This is a genomic window from Amycolatopsis orientalis, from assembly GCF_000943515.2.
Lineage (GTDB): Bacteria > Actinomycetota > Actinomycetes > Mycobacteriales > Pseudonocardiaceae > Amycolatopsis > Amycolatopsis orientalis.
On sequence record NZ_CP016174.1, the window covers coordinates 1,483,345 to 1,501,563 of the forward strand.

General features: G+C 68.9%; 16 protein-coding genes. 9 read left to right on the forward strand and 7 right to left on the reverse strand.

Translation table 11 applies throughout. The features are described from left to right. Window position 1 precedes the first annotated feature (1 nt). Window positions 2-1,378 (reverse strand): WS/DGAT/MGAT family O-acyltransferase, encoded by a 1,377-nt coding sequence (locus SD37_RS07150; protein WP_044852378.1) that lies wholly within the window; start codon window positions 1,376-1,378, stop codon window positions 2-4. 95 nt (window positions 1,379-1,473) lie between these two features. Here SD37_RS07150 and SD37_RS07155 point away from each other — a divergent pair, with 95 nt between their 5' ends. The 8 genes from SD37_RS07155 to SD37_RS07190 all read left to right on the forward strand — a co-directional run bounded on the left by SD37_RS07155 (window position 1,474) and on the right by SD37_RS07190 (window position 11,289). Next, window positions 1,474-2,487: a glutathione S-transferase family protein gene (locus tag SD37_RS07155; protein ID WP_044852379.1), complete on the forward strand. Its 1,014-nt coding sequence runs from the start codon at window positions 1,474-1,476 to the stop codon at window positions 2,485-2,487. Further along, window positions 2,471-3,628 carry an NAD(P)/FAD-dependent oxidoreductase gene (locus SD37_RS07160; protein WP_044852380.1) on the forward strand — a complete coding sequence of 386 codons (1,158 nt, stop codon included), beginning with the start codon at window positions 2,471-2,473 and terminating at the stop codon, window positions 3,626-3,628. Before SD37_RS07155 ends, SD37_RS07160 begins: the two co-directional genes overlap by 17 nt. Next, window positions 3,621-4,250: a pyridoxamine 5'-phosphate oxidase family protein gene (locus SD37_RS07165; RefSeq protein WP_044852381.1), complete on the forward strand. Its 630-nt coding sequence runs from the start codon at window positions 3,621-3,623 to the stop codon at window positions 4,248-4,250. Before SD37_RS07160 ends, SD37_RS07165 begins: the two co-directional genes overlap by 8 nt. A gap of 153 nt (window positions 4,251-4,403) precedes the next feature. Beyond that, complete coding sequence (locus tag SD37_RS07170) at window positions 4,404-6,035, forward strand: thiamine pyrophosphate-binding protein (RefSeq protein ID WP_044852382.1); 1,632 nt, start codon at window positions 4,404-4,406, stop codon at window positions 6,033-6,035. After that, entirely contained in the window at window positions 6,032-8,092 is a 2,061-nt protein-coding gene (locus tag SD37_RS07175; protein ID WP_044852383.1) for a hydantoinase/oxoprolinase family protein, read from the forward strand. Before SD37_RS07170 ends, SD37_RS07175 begins: the two co-directional genes overlap by 4 nt. Continuing rightward, complete coding sequence (locus tag SD37_RS07180; protein ID WP_044852384.1) at window positions 8,089-9,801, forward strand: hydantoinase B/oxoprolinase family protein; 1,713 nt, start codon at window positions 8,089-8,091, stop codon at window positions 9,799-9,801. Before SD37_RS07175 ends, SD37_RS07180 begins: the two co-directional genes overlap by 4 nt. 2 nt (window positions 9,802-9,803) lie before the next feature. Continuing rightward, the gene (locus SD37_RS07185; RefSeq protein WP_044852385.1) at window positions 9,804-10,589 is read left to right on the forward strand and encodes an SDR family NAD(P)-dependent oxidoreductase; all 786 of its coding nucleotides are present in this window, start codon (window positions 9,804-9,806) and stop codon (window positions 10,587-10,589) included. A gap of 4 nt (window positions 10,590-10,593) precedes the next feature. Continuing rightward, a complete protein-coding gene (locus SD37_RS07190) occupies window positions 10,594-11,289 on the forward strand; it encodes a GntR family transcriptional regulator (RefSeq protein WP_044852386.1) in 696 nt (231 codons plus the stop codon). 41 nt (window positions 11,290-11,330) lie between these two features. Here SD37_RS07190 and SD37_RS07195 read toward each other — a convergent pair whose 3' ends face one another. Then, window positions 11,331-13,283, reverse strand: coding sequence for an NPCBM/NEW2 domain-containing protein (locus SD37_RS07195; protein WP_044852387.1), 1,953 nt, complete (start codon window positions 13,281-13,283; stop codon window positions 11,331-11,333). Window positions 13,284-13,501: 218 nt separating this feature from the next. On the opposite strand from SD37_RS07195, the gene SD37_RS07200 reads away from it, so the two are divergent. Continuing rightward, on the forward strand, window positions 13,502-14,773 hold the full coding sequence (locus SD37_RS07200; RefSeq protein ID WP_044852388.1) for an aminotransferase family protein: 1,272 nt from the start codon (window positions 13,502-13,504) through the stop codon (window positions 14,771-14,773). Window positions 14,774-14,914: 141 nt separating this feature from the next. On the opposite strand, the gene SD37_RS07205 is transcribed toward SD37_RS07200, so the two are convergent. The 5 genes from SD37_RS07205 to SD37_RS07225 all read right to left on the reverse strand — a co-directional run bounded on the left by SD37_RS07205 (window position 14,915) and on the right by SD37_RS07225 (window position 18,111). Continuing rightward, the gene (locus SD37_RS07205; RefSeq protein ID WP_037319897.1) at window positions 14,915-15,109 is read right to left on the reverse strand and encodes a hypothetical protein; all 195 of its coding nucleotides are present in this window, start codon (window positions 15,107-15,109) and stop codon (window positions 14,915-14,917) included. A 132-nt stretch (window positions 15,110-15,241) separates the two neighbouring features. Continuing rightward, window positions 15,242-15,847 carry a dihydrofolate reductase family protein gene (locus tag SD37_RS07210; RefSeq protein WP_044852389.1) on the reverse strand — a complete coding sequence of 202 codons (606 nt, stop codon included), beginning with the start codon at window positions 15,845-15,847 and terminating at the stop codon, window positions 15,242-15,244. Window positions 15,848-15,920: 73 nt separating this feature from the next. Then, window positions 15,921-16,763 carry a helix-turn-helix transcriptional regulator gene (locus tag SD37_RS07215; protein ID WP_044852390.1) on the reverse strand — a complete coding sequence of 281 codons (843 nt, stop codon included), beginning with the start codon at window positions 16,761-16,763 and terminating at the stop codon, window positions 15,921-15,923. A gap of 21 nt (window positions 16,764-16,784) precedes the next feature. Next, window positions 16,785-17,321 carry a GNAT family N-acetyltransferase gene (locus SD37_RS07220; RefSeq protein WP_145926544.1) on the reverse strand — a complete coding sequence of 179 codons (537 nt, stop codon included), beginning with the start codon at window positions 17,319-17,321 and terminating at the stop codon, window positions 16,785-16,787. A gap of 10 nt (window positions 17,322-17,331) precedes the next feature. Then, window positions 17,332-18,111: an IclR family transcriptional regulator gene (locus tag SD37_RS07225; RefSeq protein WP_044852392.1), complete on the reverse strand. Its 780-nt coding sequence runs from the start codon at window positions 18,109-18,111 to the stop codon at window positions 17,332-17,334. Window positions 18,112-18,219 lie beyond the last annotated feature (108 nt).

Below are 18,219 nucleotides of genomic sequence, written 5' to 3' on the forward strand. Positions count from 1 at the left end.
GTCAGCCGCGCCCGACGGACACCGCGTGTTCCAGTTCGGCGAGAGCGGTGTCGAGGTGGGTCAGGATGCGCTGCAGGTGCGGGACGCTCCGGCGGCAGCCGGTGATGCCGAAGTCCAGGTTGTCCCCGTTGCTGGTCAGCGTGATGTTCAGCGCCTGCCCGTCGAGCAGCACCGACGCCGGGTAGATGCCGTCGAGCGCCGCGCCGTTCCAGTACATCTGCTTGCGCGGCCCCGGCACGTTGGAGATCACCAGGTTGAACGGCGGTTTCGTGTTGTTCACGACACCCGGGATCGGTGACGCGCCGAGCTGGGCGACGTTGATCCCCGACAGCAGCAGCGTCTGCAGCGGGGTCAGCTCCGAGAAGAGCTTCTTCCCGTTCCGCATGGACGCGTTGATCGTCGCGAGCCGGGCGGCCGGATCGGTCAGATGGGTGGCGAGGTTGCACAGCAGCGCGCCGATGTTGTTCCCTGAAGCGTCGCCGCTGTCCTTGCGCCGCAAGGAAACCGGGACCATCGCGGTCAGCGGCGCGTCGGGGAGCGCGTTCTGTTCGATCAGGTAGTCGCGCAGCGCGCCCGAGCACATCGCCAGCACGACGTCGTTGCGGGAGACCCCGGCCGCGGTGGCGACCTTGCGCACGCGGTCCAGCGACCACGACTGCGCGGCGAACCGCCGGGCACCGCCGATCGGAACGTTGAACATCGTCTTCGGCGCCTGCGACGGCAGCGTGAGCGTGTGCTCCTGGAACGCCTCCCGCGCCACCTTCATCGCGGCGGGCGCGATCCCCGCGAGCTGGTTGAACGTCTTGCCCACGGTGCGGAGCATCGACGGTGACGCCTTGCCGTTGCGGCCGCCGTCCGGTTTGGGTCGCGAGCCCCACGGCGGCGGGCAGTCGAGATCGGCCGGATCGTCCGACAGCGTGCCCTGCAGATGCCGCAGCGCCGACACGCCGTCCATCAGCGCGTGGTGGATCTTGCTGTAGATCGCGAACCGGCCGTCCTGCAGCCCCTCCACCAGGTGGATCTCCCACAGGGGACGGTGCCTGTCGAGCAGGGTTCCGTGCCAGCGCCCGGTCAGCTCCAGCAGCTCGCGGATCCGGCCCGGCTGGGGCAGCGCCGAATGCCGGAAGTGGTAGTCGAGCTCGAGATCGTTGTCGGTCGCCCAGGCGATATGCCCGGCGGTGTTGACCGGCCGGGCGGGACGGCGGCGGAACACCGAGCGCATGTTGTCGGATTCGAGCATGGTCTTGCGGACGTCACGCAGATAATCCGGCCCCGCGCCCTCGGGTTTCTTGAACAGCTGCAGGCCGCCGACGTGCATCGGATGTTCGCGCGTCTCCACGAGAAGGAACATCGAGTCGGTCACGGGCATGAACGGCATCGTCGGACCACCTTCCGCGCGGCGGCGTGTGGGCACGCCGGGTGCGAGAGTCTACGCACACCGAAACCACCATCTCACGCTTTAGGGTGGCGTACATGACGATCCCGACCGATCCGCAGACGGGTGAGTTCCGTCGGTCCGCCAACCATTTCGACGCGCGCATCACCGCCGACGGCCGCGACGGCTGGCCGGTCGAGGCGGGAAGATACCGGCTGGTGGTGAGCCGGGCCTGTCCCTGGGCGAGCCGGGGGCTGATCGTCCGGCGGCTGCTGGGCCTCGAGTCCGCGCTGAGTGTGGCCGTGGCCGACCCGATCCAGGACGACAAGAGCTGGCGGTTCACCCTCGATCCCGATGGCCGGGACCCGGTGCTGGGCATCAAATACCTGGCCGAGGCGTATCACGTGGCCGATCCGCACTATCTGGGCGGGATCAGCGTGCCGGCCATTGTGGACATTCCGAGCGGGCGGCTGGTGACCAACGACTACCCGCGGATCACCCTGGACTTTTCCACCGAATGGACCAGTCTCCACCGGTCCGGCGCGCCGGACCTCTATCCCGAGCGGTCGCGCGACGAGATCGACGACGTCAACGCGGGTGTGTTCGCCGACGTCAACGCCGCCGTCTACCAGGCCGGTTTCGCGACCAAGCAGGCCGCGTACGAAGACGCCTATCATCGGCTCTTCGTCATGCTGGACGTGCTTTCCGAACGTCTCGAAAGGCAGCGCTACCTCGTCGGTGACACGATCACCGAAGCGGACATCAGGCTGTTCACCACCCTCGTCCGCTTCGATCCGGTCTATCACGGGCATTTCAAGTGCAACCGGAACAAACTGACCGAGATGCCGGTGCTGTGGGCCTACGCCCGCGACCTCTTCCAAACGCCGGGTTTCGGGGACACCGTCGATTTCGACCACATCAAGCGGCACTACTACGCGGTGCATGAGCAGGTCAACCCGACGCGGATCGTCCCTTTGGGACCGGAGCTGTCCGGCTGGACGACCCCGCATCACCGGGAGCAGCTGGGCGGTCGCCCGTTCGGCGACGGCACGCCGCCGGGACCGCCGCCCGAGGACGAACGGATCGGGGACACGGATGGAGCCACTTCCTGAACGCACCGACGTCGTCGTGATCGGCGGCGGCATCATCGGGGTCGCCTGCGCGTACCGGCTCGCCGCCGCCGGGGTCTCGGTGCTGCTGCTCGAACGCGACGGCCTGGGCGCGGGCTCGACGGCGAAGGCGGCGGGCGGGATCCGGTCCTCGTTCACCACGAACGTCAACATCGAGATCGGGCTGCGCGGGCTGGCCGAGTACGCCTCCTTCGCCGAGACGTACGGGACCGAGATCGACTTCCGCCGCGACGGCTACCTGTACCTGGTCACCGATCCCGCGGACCTGCCCGAATTCGAGCGCTGTGCCGCCCTGCAGAACTCCTACGGCGTCCGCAGCAGACTCGTCGAACCGGCCGAAGCGCGGCGGTTCTCCTCGCTGATCGACATCGAAGGCGTGGTCGCGGCGCTGTGGTCGCCGGACGACGCGAAGGCCACCCCGGACTCCGCCGTCCAGGGTTACGCGCGGGCGGCGCGCGCACAGGGCGCGGTGCTGAGGACCGGCGTCGAGGTCGTCGGGATCGAGCGCGACGGCGACGAGATCACCGGCGTCCGGACCAGCGACGGCATCGTGTCGACGAACGCCGTGGTCTGCGCGGCGGGCGCCTGGTCGGGCCGGATCGGCGAGTTCGCCGGCGTCGAACTGCCGGTGCGGCCGTTCCGGCGGCAGGTCGTGTTCACCGGACCGGTCGCGGATCTGCCCGAATCCGTCCCGCTGACCATCGAGATGCCGTCGGCGTTCTACTTCCACCGCGAGGGCCTCGGCCTGGCGATGTCCTTCTGCGACGGGGACGGCGACCCCGGCTTCGACACCCGCTACCAGCCGGGTGACTGGCTGCCGAAGCTCGCCGAGATCGCCGCGCGGCGGGTGCCCGCGGTGCTCGACGCGGGGATCCGCAGCGGCTGGGCCGGGCTGTACGAGGTCACCCCCGACCGCAACCAGATCGTGGGGGAAAGCGTCCACCTGTCGCGGTTCTTCTACGCGACCGGGTTTTCGGGACACGGGTTCCAGATGGGCCCGGCCGTGGGGGAGCTCGTGCGGGACCTCTACCTGGGGAGGGCCCCGGGTATCGACATCACCGAGCTCGACGTCCGCCGGTTCGCCGGCGACCGGGCCGTGGCGAGGGAGCACAACATTGTCTGACGGGATCATCGAGGTCACGACCGAGGCGGAGCTGCGCGAGATCCTGCCGCCGCCGCTGGAGCGGACCGCGAACAAGGCGCGGGCGGAACTGCACGAAATGGACCGGCGGTGGCTGGCGGAGTCGCCGTTCGTGCTGATCGCGACGTCGGCGGCGGACGGCACCTGCGACGTCTCGCCGAAGGGCGACCCGGCCGGGTTCACCCTGGTACTGGACGACAAGCGGATCGCGATCCCCGAGCGACCGGGCAACCGCCGCGCCGACGGATTCCACAACGTGCTGTCGAATCCGCACGTCGGGCTGATCTACCTCATCCCGGGGCGCGGGGACACGCTGCGGATCAACGGACGGGCGCGGCTCGTGCGGGAGGCGCCGTTCTTCGACGACATGATCGTGAAGGGGAACCGGCCGAAGCTCGCGCTGGTCGTCGACATCGACGAGATCTTCCACCACTGTCAGAAGGCGTTCATGCGGTCGAAGCTCTGGGCCCCGGAGACCTGGACGCCGGACGCGATGCCGTCGCGGGCGGTCCTCGCCAGGACCTTCGAGCGGCCGGACGAGAGCCTGGCGGAGATCGAGTCGTACTACGATCCCGCCAACTACTCGGCCGGCCTGTACTCCTAGGCCCCGTTCGAGGTACCGGACACCTCCGGGCGGTGTTATGAACGGGACTTTCATTGCAAAATTTGCAATGAAAGTCCCGTTCATAACACACCGCACGGTGCCGGCTACGCCGATGGTTGCTGGATCGTTGAACGATCTGGCACTATCGGCGGGGTGCCTGCACCCACCGGAGCCCAGCATCTCGCCGACGCGCTGACCGCTCTGGGGACCGAAGTCGTCTTCGGTCTCCCCGGGGTGCACAACCTGCCGTTATGGGAGGCGCTGGCCGATACGGACATCCGGCTCGTCGGGGTCCGCCACGAGCAGACGGCAGGCTACGCGGCCGACGGCTACGCCCGCGCGACCGGGAAACTCGGCATCGCGCTGGTGACCACCGGGCCCGGTGCGGCGAACACGCTGGCCGCCGTCGGCGAGGCGATGGCCTCGGCCGCGCCCATGCTGGTGATCGCGACCGACATCCCGTCCACCCTGCGGCGGCCCGGCGTGGTCCGCGGCGTGCTGCACGAGACCTCGGACCAGCAGGCGATGTTCGCGCCGGTCACGAAGGCCGGGTTCACCGTCCAGAGCGCCGATCAGGTCGCCGCCACCCTGCACCGCGCGGCCCGCCTCGCGCTCCAGCCGCAGAGCGGGCCGGTCTATCTCGGCATCCCGGCCGACTTCCTCGCGGAGCGGACGCCTGCCCGTCGTCCGCCGCGGTCGCACGCGCGGCCTGCCGAGATCCCGGACCTCAGCGAGGCCGAGGCGGTGCTGGCCACCGCGGAACGGCCGCTGATCTGGGCCGGCGGCGGCGCGCTGCGGGCCGAGGCCGGTGAGGCGATCGGCAAACTCGCCGAACGGCTGGCCGCGCCGGTGCTCACGACGTTCGGCGCGCGCGGGCTCCTGTCGGTCGATCATCCCTGTCTCGCTCCGAACCCGGTCCACGCGCCCGAAGTCGGCGCGCTGTGGGACGAGGCCGACGTCGTCCTCGCCATCGGCACCGATTTCGACGGGCTGATGACGCAGAACTGGCTGATGCCGAAGCCGAAGAAGCTCATCGCGATCAACGTCGATCCCGACGACGCGGCCAAGAACTACCAGCCGGACATCACGCTGGTCGGCGACGCGCGGGTGCTCACCGAGGCGCTGAAAGTCGAGGAACGGCCTGGGATAGCGGCCCTGGTCGGCAGGCTCGCCAAGGTTTCCGCCCGGGTCCGGCAGCGGATCAAGGAAGAGGAACCGCAGGCCGCGGATATGCTGTCCACTTTGGACGAGGTGCTGCCGCAGGACGCCGTCGTGGTCGCGGACATGTGCGTCGCCGGGTACTGGATCGGCGGGTTCCACCGCGTCCGCGCCCCGCGCAAGCTCGCCTATCCGATGGGCTGGGGCACGCTCGGCTACGGTTTCCCGGCCGCGCTCGGCGCCGGGGCGGCGGGCACCGGGCGCGCCATCTGCGTCAGCGGGGACGGCGGTTTCCTGTTCGCCTGCGGTGATCTCGCCACGCTCGCGCAGGAACAGCTGCCGGTCACGGTGATCATCGTCGACGACGGCGGCTACGGGATGCTCCGCTACGACCAGGACCGGGCCGGGCTGCCGCGGCGCGGTGTCGACTGGGACAGCCCCGATTTCGTCGGTCTCGCCCGGTCCTTCGGCGTCCACGCGGACCGGGTGTCCGGGTTCGGCCGCGCGTTCCGGCGGCTGCTCGGCGAGTTCGTCGAGTCCGACGAGCCGAACGTGCTGGTCGTCCGGGCGAAGATGGCGCCGCCACTCAACACGTCCCCGCGCTGGTACCGCAAGGAATCTTCGTGACCGGGCTTCGCGTCGGCGTCGACATCGGCGGCACGTTCACCGATCTCTGCGTCCTCGACGGAACCGGTGTCGTCGCCGTCGGCAAGGTGCTGACGACGCACGACGAACCCGCCCGCGCGGTCGAGGAAGGTCTCAAAAGGACACTCGCCGACGCGGGACTGGACCCGGGCGACGTCGAGCAGTTCGTACACGGCACCACCCTGGTCACGAACGCGCTCATCGAACGCAAGGGATCGCGTACCGCGCTGCTGGCCACCGCCGGGTTCCGTGACGTGCTGGAGATGCGGCGCGAACACCGGTACGAGCTGTACGACCTGCTCATCGAGCTGCCGTCGCCCCTGGTCCCGCGGCATCTGAGATTCGACGTCCCCGAGCGGATCCTCGCCGACGGAACCATCCACACCGGACTGGACGAGGATTACGTCGCGCGCCTCGCCCGCGAACTCGACGACCGCGGGATCGACGCGGTGGCGCTCTGTTTCCTGCACGCCTTCACCAATCCCGCGCACGAACGCCGGGCGGCGGAGGTGCTCAAGGACGTCGCGCCGAGGCTCCGGATCGCGTTGTCGAGCGAGGTCGTCCCCGAGATCCGCGAGTTCGAACGCACCTCCACCACGGTCGCCAACGTCTACGTCCAGGACCTCACCGAACGCTATCTGCGTGACCTGGAACGGCGTCTGCACGAGGCCGGGGTGCGGCCGTCGCCGCACATCATGCTGTCCAACGGCGGGATCGCGACCGTCGACACCGCCGCCCGCTATCCGATCCGCATCCTGGAATCCGGTCCGGCGGGCGGGGCACTGGCCGCGTCCGCCATCGGTTCCGCGGCCGGGGTCGAGGATCTGCTCGCCTTCGACATGGGCGGCACCACGGCGAAACTGTGCATGATCTCCGGCGGCGCTCCGCTGGTGACCCACGAGTTCGAAGTGGACCGGAAGTACCGGCTGCTGCCGGGCTCCGGGCTGCCGGTCAAGGTCCCGGTCACCGACATGATCGAGATCGGCGTCGGCGGCGGTTCGATCGCCCGCATCGACGCACTCGGCCTGCTCACCGTCGGCCCGGATTCGGCCGGTTCCGAACCCGGCCCGGTCTGCTACGGGCGAGGCGGCACCGAGCCCACCGTGACCGACGCCGACCTCGTGCTCGGCTATCTGGATCCCGCGTACTTCCTCGGCGGCGGAATGACCTTGGACGCCGTGGGCGCGCGCGAGGCCATCCGGTCGAAGATCGCCGGACCGCTCGGCATCGGTGTCGAAGAGGCCGCCTGGGGTATTCACACCAGCGTCAACGAGGACATGGCGAACGCCGCCCGCGTGCACGCCGTCGAACGGGGCAAGGATCCGGCGAAGCTGCCGATGTTCACCTTCGGCGGGGCCGGTCCGGTGCACGGCGTCGGGGTGGCACGGGCGCTCGGCGCACCCGAGGTGGTCGCCCCGCCGGCGGCCGGGGTGCTGAGCGCGGCGGGGTTCCTCACCGCGCCACTGGCCTTCGACTTCGTGCGGTCGGCACGCGCGGCGGTACTCGATCTTTCCCGGGAACAGGTGGAGACACTGTTCGCCGAGATGGAGGCCGAGGGCGCGGCACTGCTGGAGAAGTCCGGTGTGGACGGTGCGAAGGTGACGCACCGCCGGATCGCCGAGATGCGGTATTCCGGACAGGGCTACGAAATTCGCGTGCCGGTCGAGAAGGGGGACTGGCCGGATTCACTGCTCGACGCGTTCACCGACGCCTATCGGACGCTGTATCGGCGGACCGGTCCGGACGTCGCGATCGAAGTGCTCAACTGGCGGGTCGTCTCCAGCGGCCCTGCCCCCGACGTCACGCTGAAACTAGCGGGCACGATGGCCGAAGGCGACGCACGCAAGGGGAGCCGTCCGGCGTATTTCCCGGCCTCGGGTGGTTTTGTCGACACGGCGGTGTTCGACCGGTATCGGCTCAGGGCCGGCGATCGCGTCGAAGGTCCGGCCATCGTGGAGGAACGGGAGTCCACAGTGGTGATTCCGCCGGGCGCCCACTGTGTCGTCGGCGAGGACGCGAGTCTGGTGGTGACGGTGTGAGCGTCGACCCGATCTTGGTGGGCGTGCTGGGAAACCGGCTGCACTCGATTCTGGCCGAACAGCAGAACGCGCTGGTCAACACGGCGTTCTCCGCCGTGGTACGGGAATCGCTCGACCTCGCCTGCGCGGTGTTCGACTCGCGGGGCGAGATGATCGGCCAGTCCGTCGGCGGGACACCCGGTCACATCAACGCGATGGCGACCGGGCTGCGGCATTTCGTCGCCGCCTATCCGCCGGAAACCTTGGAGCCGGGCGATGTGCTGCTCACCAACGATCCGTGGCAGACGGCCGGGCAGATCAACGACATCACCGTAGCCACGCCGGTGTTCCTTCGGGGGCGGCTGGTCGCCTGGTTCGCTTCCTGTTGCCATGCCCCGGACATCGGCGGACGGCTGGTCTCGGCCGAGGCCAGTGAGGTCTTCGAAGAGGGACTGCGCCTGCCGATCATGAAGTTCCTCCGCGCGGGAGAGGTCAACGCGGATCTCGAACTGCTGATCCGCGCGAACGTCCGCACCCCGGAAGAGACCATCGGCGATCTGTACGCGCAGGTCACCGGCAACGAGGTGGGCGCCGCCAGCCTGGTGCGGCTGCTGGAGGAATTCGCGCTCGACACGCTGGACGACGTCGCCGCGGAGATCATGAACCGCTCCGAACGAGCCTTGCGTGACGCACTCGCGAAACTGCCGGACGGCACGTACACCAGCGAGCTGCTGACCGACGGGTTCGACGACGAAGAGGTCGTCCTCAAGGTCGCCGTGACCATCGACGGCGACGAGATCCACCTGGACTTCGCCGGATCGTCACCGCAGAGCCGGCGCGGGATCAACGTCGTCCTCAACTACACGCGGGCGTACGCCTCGTTCGCGGTCAAGGCGGCCATAGCGCCGGAAGTACCGCACAACGCGGGCTCGTTCCGGCCGGTGCACGTCACCGCGCCGCCGGGATCGGTGCTCAACTGCACGCCACCCGCCCCGGTCGCGTCGCGGCATCTGATCGGGCACTTCCTGCCCTCGCTGCTGATCACCGCGTTGCGCGAAGCGCTTCCCGGCAACGCCTTGGCGCACAGCGCGGACGCGTTGTGGATGACGATCTGGCGCGGGACCGACGCCGAGGGCGCCGAGTTCATGCTCAACGTCTTCCAGACCGGCGGGATCGGCGCACGGGCCACAAAGGACGGTCTCAGCACCACCGGGTTCCCGAGCGGGCTGCGGTCCACGCCGACAGAGGTCATCGAGACGATGGCGCCGCTCGTCCAGCGCGAACGTGTCCTGTGGGTCGATTCCGGTGGTGCCGGCCGATGGCGCGGCGGTCTCGGTCAGCGCACCTCCATGGCCGCCCGCGGCGAGATTTCCTGGAGTGTCAACGGGAACGTCGATCGAGTCCTTCGACCGGCGTCCGGAGTGGACTCAGGGCATGATGGGGCCGCGGGCCGGTTCGGGCTCTCCGGTGGAGCCGGCCTGCCGTCGAAGAGCCGGGTGAACCTGCGGCCGGACGACGTCGTGGATGTGATCCTGCCCGGTGGCGGCGGATACGGCGACCCGTTCGAACGGGAGCCGGAGGCCGTGCTCGCCGACGTCGTCGACGGTTACGTTTCCGTGGCGGCCGCACGCGAACTCTACGGCGTCGAGGTCACCTATCACGGAGAACCCGGGGCACTGGTGCGGCTCCCGGAGGACTACACAGCGGTTTCGTCGAGAGGGAAGAGATGAGCATGGGTCGGCTGGCCGGCAAGGTCGCGGTGGTCTTCGGTGGCGCCAGGGGGATCGGTCTCGCCACGGTGAAGGAATTCGTCGCCGAGGGCGCCACCGTGTTCACCAGCGACATCCGCGAACCCGCGGAGGCTGTCGAAGGCGCCACTCACTCCCTTGTGGACGCCACCGACGAGGGACAGGTCGACGAGTTCGTCCGCGGCGTGCTGGCCGAGGCGGGCCGGATCGACGTGCTGTTCAACAACGTCGGTATCCATCTCGGGAAGCCCTTGGCCGACACCACACTGGCGGAGTTCGACAACATCTTCGCGCTGAACGTCCGCGCCGCCTTCCTCGGTACCCGGGCGGTCTTGCCGCGGATGATCGAACAGAAGGCGGGCAGCATCATCACGACGTCGTCCAACGGCGGCGTGATGGGCCGCCCCGGCGACCCGGTGTACAACGCCACCAAGCACGCGCTGGTCGGCATGACGAAGTCGATCGCCGTCGCGCACGCGCATCAGGGGATCCGCGCGAACACGGTCAACCCGGGCGCGATCGACACCGACATGCTGCGCGGCACGCTCGCCTCACCCGAGGATTTCGAGGCGAGGCAACATCAACTGGTCGCGAGCACCCCCGCCGGGCGGGTCGGCGAGGCGTGGGAGGTCGCGAAGGCCGTCGTCTTCCTGGCGAGTGACGAATCGCGGTTCATCAACGGTGTCGCGCTGCCGATCGACGGCGCCAAGGCCGCCGGTGCCATGCCGGGGAACCGGTACAGCCTCGACTTCGAACTCGGTGTCAGGTAACGCCATGTCCACTTCCGCCGCCGAGGAGACGCTGGCCCGCGACAGAGCCTTGCTGGAACGGAGCGGGACAGCGGAACGGGTCGCCGAGATCCTGCGCCAGCGCATCACCGAAGGGGTCTTCCCGCCAGGGTCGAGGCTTTCCGAACCTTCGATCAGCGCCGCACTGGGCGTCTCCCGCAACACCCTGCGCGAGTCGTTCCAGCTGCTGGCGCACGAACGGCTCGCGGTGCACGAACTCAACCGCGGCGTCTTCGTGCGCGAGCTGACCGCGCGGGACATCGCGGATCTCTACGTCATGCGACGGGTCACCGAATGCGGCGCGCTCCGCCGTGCGGCCGAACTGTCCACTGTGGATCTCCGGGCTGTGGCACAAGCCGTGCGCCGGGGCCGGGCGGCGGCGGACGAAGGCGACTGGCAGGCCGTCGGGACCGCGAGCATCGCGTTCCATCAGGCGCTGGGCGATCTGGCGGGCAGCGAACGGGTCAGTACGACGATGCGTCAGGTGCTGGCGGAGACGCGGCTTTTCTTCGTGCTGGCGGAGAACACCCGCGCGTTTTTCGAGCCGTTCCTGGAGCGGCACGAGCGGATCCTGCGCGATCTGGAGCGAGGCCGGTTCGGCCCGGCCGAGACGGCGCTGGAGAAGTACCTGCGGGACGCCGAAAAGCAGCTCCTGACCGCTTACGACCGCCGGGAGTCGTGAGTGGTAATGACGGTTAGAACCGTCATTACCACTCACGAGGTTCAGCAGCGCAGCGTCGCGCCCGCCCAGTCCGCGTGGTCGGAGTCGACCCCGTCCCCGCCGTCGGTCACGAGCAGATGGAGCTCCTGGACCCCGTTCAACGGCACGGAGATCCGCTCAGCGGCCTGGCCGCGCTTGAGCACGCCGGTGTTCGCCAGCCGCTTGCCGTCGCCGACGACCTCGAACGCCACGCTGCCCCCGGCCTTCTCGTCGTCGACCCCGACGGAGGAGACGAACGACGTGCACCCGCCGCCCAGGTAGAGCCGGACCTTCGACGGCGCGTGGACGCCCAGCCCGTCGTCGTAGGTCACCCCGCCGATGCTCATCCGGTGTCCGTCACCGGCGCCCGATTCGCCGTTGCTGGTCCCGCGTTCGACCGGCCCGTAACCGTTCTCCGCCGTCATGAACACCGCCTTCGACAGCGCGCTCGTCCCGGCGTCCGGTGGTTTCACGAGGGGAGCGCTTCCGGTCGCGGTCAGGGATCGCGCACCCCAGGACGTCCGGTAGTCGATCCGCGCGGAGACCTCGACCCGGTCACCACCGGGTGACGACGGGCGGACGGTCCAGCTCCGCTCCCACGACTTTCCCGGTGCGACAGCGGGAATCCGTACCTCGGTCTGACCATCCGGCGTCCAGCCCGCGCCGACCGTCAGCTTCACCTTGCCGGAGGTGACCGGTGTCCTGCCGTCGTTGAACACCCGCAGCGTCGTGGTGAACGGTTTGTCGGCGGCGGCGTATTCGGGCGATGCCAGGGAAAGTGTCGTATGCGGCGCGGCCTTAGGCTGGTTCGACGGCCAGACCCGGAAGACCGCCGAGCCGTGGCTCGGCAGTCCCGCCCGCAGGACCCCGGCGGAGTCGGTCTCGCCGCCGGTCCACAGATCCCGGACCCGGTAACCGGAGGAAGCCGGGGCACCGATCTCGGCGGCGGTGGCGGACACGGTCGCCGGCGCGCCACCGCGGTTGAACAGCACGACGACGTCCGAGCCGTCGGACATCGGCTTCGCCCAGACCTCGGTGTCGCCGTCGTCGCGGATCTTGTGGCCCTGCTTGCCGCCCCAGTCCTGATCGACCGCGAGAAGATCCTTGTTCAGCAGGATCTTCTTGGTCGCTTCGGACATCGAGCGCAGGTCGTTGCCCGCCAGCAGCGGCGCGTTGAGCAGCGACCAGAGTGCGAAGTGGGAGCGGTATTCCGTGTCGGTCATGCCGCCGTTGCCGACTTCGAGCATGTCCGGATCGTTCCAGCCGCCCGGCCCGGCGTAGCCCTCCAAACCGACCTGCTGATCGAGCAGGTTCGTCATACTCGACCAGCTGTCGCTGATGTCGCCGGTGGTGCGCCACAGCTGCGCGCCCGCGTTCTTGCCCCATTCCCAGGGCTTGTTCTGGCCCCACTCGCACAGGGCGTAGACGATCGGGCGGCCCGTCTTCTTCAGCGCCTCGCCCATTTTCGTGTACCGCTCCAGTGCGGGACGGCCCTGGTTGTGGCAGTTGTCGTATTTGAGGTAATCGACACCCCAGTCCGCGAACGTCTGTGCGTCGACCTCTTCGTGGTCGAGCGAACCGGGCATCGTCCGCGCGCAGGTTTCCGTGCCCGCGCTGGTGTAGATGCCGAGTTTCAGGCCCTTGCCGTGCACGTAGTCGGCCAAGGCCTTGATGCCACTGGGGAACCGGGTCCGATGGGGTTCGTATTTCCCGTCGGCGGTGCGGTTCTTCTCCGCCCAGCAGTCGTCGATGTTGACGTACTGGTAGCCGGCGTCCTTCATCCCGGACGACACCATGGCGTCCGCCGTCTCCCGGATGAGTCCTTCGTTGATGTCGCAGGCGAACTTGTTCCAGCTGTTCCAGCCCATCGGCGGGGTCGCGGCCGGTGGTGGCGGGCTTTCGGCGGCCGTCGCGGGGACGGCGCAGAGGGCGGTGAGCGTGCAGGCGGCGACGAGCGCGCCAGCGAGACGACGCATAAGTTTCCTCCCAGAATGCTCAACTCTGAACAAACTCACTCATCAACAAACAGGACTCGACCGCGGCAGGTCAAGAGCCGTTGGGATGGTGTTGGAAATTCACCGGAGGGTGCGCCGACAGACCGGCCAGATCCGCGGCGCGAACTGTGCACGATGGAGTGTTCGCGCCGGGGGCTGATCCGGGTGAGGATGGGGGCACGAGCACGAGGAGGAAGATCATGGTGTCGTCGGCATCCGCGCGTAATCCGCTGTGGCACCCCTTCGCGGACATGGGAGCGGTCGACGGCGACCGGCTGGTCATCACCCGCGGCGAGGGTTCCTACGTCTGGGACGACGAGGGGAAGCGCTACTTCGACGCGACGGCGTCGCTCTGGTACGCGAATTTCGGGCACGGGCGCGAGGAGATCGCGGTGGCCGTCGCGGATCAGTTGCGGACGCTCGACTCCTACAACCTCTTCGGCTACAACGCCAACGAGCCCGCGCTGAAACTCGCCGAGCGGGTCTCCGCGCTGGCGCCGGAACCGGGTTCGAAGGTGTTCTTCGGTTCGGGTGGCGGCGATGTCATCGACACCGCGGTCAAGATCGCCCGGTCGTATTTCGCGCATACCGGACGGCCGGAGAAGGTGCACGTCATCGGGCGCGTGCAGGGGTATCACGGCACGCACGGGTTCGGCACAGCCGTCGGCGGCATCGCGGCCAACGCGGCGGGTTTCGGGCCGCTGCCGGGCGACATCTCGCATGTCCCGTACGACAGCGCCGACGCGCTCGAAGCCGAGATCCAGCGGGTCGGGCCGGATCGCGTCGCGGCGTTCTTCTGCGAACCGGTGATCGGCGCGGGCGGCGTCCTGCTGCCGCCGGACGGGTACATCGAAAGGGTCGCCGAGATCTGCCGCGAGCACGGTGTGCTGTTCGTCGCGGACTGCGTGATCGCCGCGTTCGGGCGGCTGGGGACCTGGTTCGGAATCGACCGCTGGGCGGTGAAACCGGACATGATCACGACCGCCAAGGGCATCACCGGCGGGACGATCCCGCTGGGCGCGCTGATCGTCGCGCCGCGGGTGGCCGAGCCGTTCTTCACCGGCGAACCGGGTGCGCCGGTGCTGCGGCACGGCGCGACGTACGCGGGGCATCCGGTCGCGTGCGCCGCGGGGAACGCGACGCTGGACATCTACGAACGCGACGGACTCATCCCGCGCGGACGGGAACTGGAGAAACCGCTGGCGGACGCGCTTTCCGGGCTGGCGTCGCATCCGCTGGTCGCGGAAGTGCGGGCAGGACTGGGCTTCCTCGGCGCGGTGGAGCTGAAGGCGGACGTCATCGAGGCGAACCCCGGTGCGGCGAACCGGCTGCAGCGGCTGGCGCGGGACGAAGGTGTTCTCGTGCGGAACCTGGCGAAGGGGATCGCGGTGTCGCCGCCGTTGATCGCCGGGGAGGCCGAACTCGACCTGCTCGCGACGGCCTTGCCGCGCGCACTGGACCGGCTGGCCTAGGCCGGAACGCGATGAAAGGCCCTTTCCTCGCGAAATTCAGGAGGAAAGGGCCTTTCATGTCACGTCCGCCTCAAGCCCCGGCTCACGGTCCTTGCGTGTGCAAGTACCGCAATCAGAGGACGGAACGCGGTGATCCCGGTATCACCTGGAAGTCATACGCCATACCGGCACGTTGACGACCCGCCCCGACAATTCCGGGAACTCCGGCCCGCCGACCACGGTGAACCGCCACTTGTCGACCCCGCCGCCGATGATCTCGGCGTAGCGGCGGGCGCCGTCAGCGTTGGCGAAACGCACCTGCTGGCCATTGGTGAGATGGGTGATCTTGACCGCCATCCGTGTCTCCTCTGCTCCGGTGCCGGCCCGCGGAGCTTCCCCCTCCGGGGCCGGCGCGGACAGTAGAACACACGTTCGACTGGTGCGGCCAATCGAGTCCCCCGCCCGGGGTAGCCGTCCACCCCATCGGGGTCAGCGGCGCACCTTGAACCGCAGGTGGAGGACCCCCTCGCCCTGGATGACCACGTGCGGATCCTCCAGCAGATGCTGTCCGTCGATGCCGCCGAAGTAGCGCTTCCCCGAGCCGAACACGACCGGCACCACGTCCATCGCCACCTCGTCCACGAGCCCGGCCGCGAGGATCTGGCCACCCACTTCACCGGCGTTCACGGCGACGAGCCGGTCTCCCGAGAGCTCCTGCGCCTTGTCGATCGCGGCCTTCACGTCGTCGACGAAATGGTAGGACGCCTCGGGGTGCCAGCCCTCGGGTTTGGGCCGGTGCGACACCACGACCACGTGGTCGCCCGTCGGCGGACGGCCCTCCCAGCCGTTCACCAGGTCGAATAAGGTGCGGCCCATCACGATCGTGCCGATCGCGGTCCACGTCGACCGGACGTATTCGGCCGACGCCTTCGAAACCTTGAAGGGGCTCCCGGAGCCGGAATGGTCGAACTCGTCGTCACCCTCGATCGGGGTGTCCCCGTTGAAGTACCACTCGTGGAGCGGGCCGACGTCGTCGTTCTTGTCGGCGATGAAGCCGTCCACCGACACCACGTTGTGCATGATCACCGAGCCCACAGCGTCTCCTCGAGTCTCTCGCGCGTTCCCTTCCGATCTTTCCGGCTCGGCGGCGACCCGGTCTTGTAAAAAATCACTCGGCCGGCATCGGGCCGTTGTCCGGCGGGAAGTCCCGGTCGGCGGGGAACCGGCGCCGCAGGGCCAGGTACTCCGTCGGGGTGTGGCCGGTGAAGTCCTTGAACTCCCTGCAGAAGTGGGCCTGGTCGAAATACCCCGCCGCGTGGGCGTACTCCGACCAGTCGATCGGGCGAAGGGTGTCCACGGAATTGATCAACCGGGCGAACCGGTAGATCCGAGCCAATCGCTTCGGGGTGATCCCGACATGGGCCTTGAACTGCGCGGCCAGGTGATTGCCGCTCACCCCGGCGGCCTCGGTCAGTGCGCCGACCGCGACGACGCCGTGGGAGGTCTCCAGCCATCCTCCGGTGTGCTGGACCAGCTCCAGGCCGCGCGAAGGTGCTTCGGCGAGTCGCGATCGCAGCTCGTCTTCCACCGCCCGCAGGGTCGCGGTGGCCGAGGCGAGGTCGCCGATCCGGTTACGGATCCGGTCGACGGAGCGTCGCCAGACGTCGTCGACGGGCACCCACCGGTTCCGCAGTTCGGCGGGCGGCATGGCGACGAACGGCGAGATCCCCCACGGTTTGAAATGCACCCCGACGAGCCGCACCCGAGCCGGGTATTCGACGAGGAAACGCCTGGTCCACACGCCCATGAACCATCCGTCGGAGAACACGGCCGACGGCACCGAAGGGTCGGAGTCCCACAGGCGCGCCGGCTCGCCCAGATTGAGGAACAGATGGGCCGACGGCATGGGCGGGACGTTCAGCCGGCGATGGCGCGGCACCCCGGTCAGACAGTAGATGTCGTCGATGAACCGGTCGAGCGGCGGGGCGGGCACCTGACCGACGTACTCCATGGCTTCAGTGTGGCCGAGCCGTCATCGCCGCATCGTCACCCGAGGCCAGGCGTCCAGTCCACGGGCGATCTCCTGGGCACGGATGGCTCGCAGACCGTCGGTGAGTTCCCCTTCGCCAAGCGTCACGAAGCCGAGCCGGGAGTAGTACGGCGCGTTCCACGGCACCTCGGCGTACGTCGTCAGCGTCAGCCCCGCGAGGCCTTCCCGCGCCGACCAGTCCGCGGCGTGGTCGATCAGCCGCCGCCCGAGGCCCTTCCGCGCGTGATCCGGATGCACGGACACCTGCTCGATGTGGCCGTGGCCGTCGACGACCTCGGCGATCAGGTATGCCACCGGGCCCTCGCCGTCATCGCAGACCCAGGCCCGGCCCGCGCTCTGGTACGCCGCGAGATCCGCGAGCGAGGGCGGGTCGTCGTCGGCGATCGCGGCCATGCCGAGCGCGCGGAACGGTTCGCCCGCGGCGCGTTCGATGTCCTGGAGCACGGGCAGGTCTTCGGGGACGGCGAGTCGGATCACGGACCGAGTTCTACTCCGCCGCCGATGCCGGCGCGCGCGAATTACCCGCGCGTCAGAGGGAAAACGACGAAACGGCCCGGTGGATCCGGTTCGCGTACGACTGGAGCGCGACGATGGCGGCCCGTTTCGCGTCGTCGCCGATGCGGGTGGCCGGGGCGGCGAGGCTCAGCACCGCGGGCCGGTGCCCGGAGCTCGGGATCGGCACCGAACACGACCAGACGCCGTCGTCGAGTTCGCCCCAGCTGACCGCGTACCGGTTGGCACCGGCGCGTTTGACCTCTTCCCGCACGCTGGGCCCGCGACGCTGGACGATCGACGAAAGCCGCCGCTCGCGTTCTTCTTCCGGGAGCATGGCGAGCAGCATCTTGCCCGACGCGCCCGCGCCGAGCGGGACGGAATGGCCGGGCTGGAAGGTGAACCGCATCGCGCGTTCGCATTCGACCCGGTCCGCGCAGACCGCGGCGTCGCCGAAATGCTGGAACAGCAGGACGGTCTCGCCGAGATCGCGCGCGGCCTCCTCCATCGCCGGACGCGCCAGCCGCGCGAGATCGTTGGCCAGTTGCGCGGCCCGCGCGAGCGGCATCACCTGACTCGTCACGTGGTAGCGCCCGGTCTTGCCCTCCTCCAGGAGCTGGAGTTCCTTCAGCAGTGCGACATAGCGGTACGTCGTGGCGACCGGCGTGCCGATCCTCGCGGCGAGTTCGGCGACGCTCGCGTCCCAGCGGCGTTCGGAAAACGAAAGCAGGAGCTGCAGGACCTTGCGTGAGCTGCTGGCGCCGGGGGTGCGTTTCGGGGGAGCGGTGGTGTCCAGGGATCGTGCGGCAGGCGTCATCTCGACCTCTCGCCGGGGCAATCACAAAGAGTCAAGAAAGTAGCACATTGTGTGAATTGCGGACCAGGGACTTTGGTCCACGAACAAGCGGACTTCTTGCTAGGTTCG

Coding starts and splice junctions, on each gene's coding strand:
- SD37_RS07215 (WP_044852390.1), bottom strand. CDS start 16,763: ATGGAGTACGTCGGTCAGGTGCCCGCCCCGCCGCTCGACCGGTTCATC.
- SD37_RS07200 (WP_044852388.1), top strand. CDS start 13,502: ATGGTGTCGTCGGCATCCGCGCGTAATCCGCTGTGGCACCCCTTCGCG.
- SD37_RS07225 (WP_044852392.1), bottom strand. CDS start 18,111: ATGACGCCTGCCGCACGATCCCTGGACACCACCGCTCCCCCGAAACGC.
- SD37_RS07185 (WP_044852385.1), top strand. CDS start 9,804: ATGGGTCGGCTGGCCGGCAAGGTCGCGGTGGTCTTCGGTGGCGCCAGG.
- SD37_RS07205 (WP_037319897.1), bottom strand. CDS start 15,109: ATGGCGGTCAAGATCACCCATCTCACCAATGGCCAGCAGGTGCGTTTC.
- SD37_RS07190 (WP_044852386.1), top strand. CDS start 10,594: ATGTCCACTTCCGCCGCCGAGGAGACGCTGGCCCGCGACAGAGCCTTG.
- SD37_RS07160 (WP_044852380.1), top strand. CDS start 2,471: ATGGAGCCACTTCCTGAACGCACCGACGTCGTCGTGATCGGCGGCGGC.
- SD37_RS07150 (WP_044852378.1), bottom strand. CDS start 1,378: ATGCCGTTCATGCCCGTGACCGACTCGATGTTCCTTCTCGTGGAGACG.
- SD37_RS07195 (WP_044852387.1), bottom strand. CDS start 13,283: ATGCGTCGTCTCGCTGGCGCGCTCGTCGCCGCCTGCACGCTCACCGCC.
- SD37_RS07155 (WP_044852379.1), top strand. CDS start 1,474: ATGACGATCCCGACCGATCCGCAGACGGGTGAGTTCCGTCGGTCCGCC.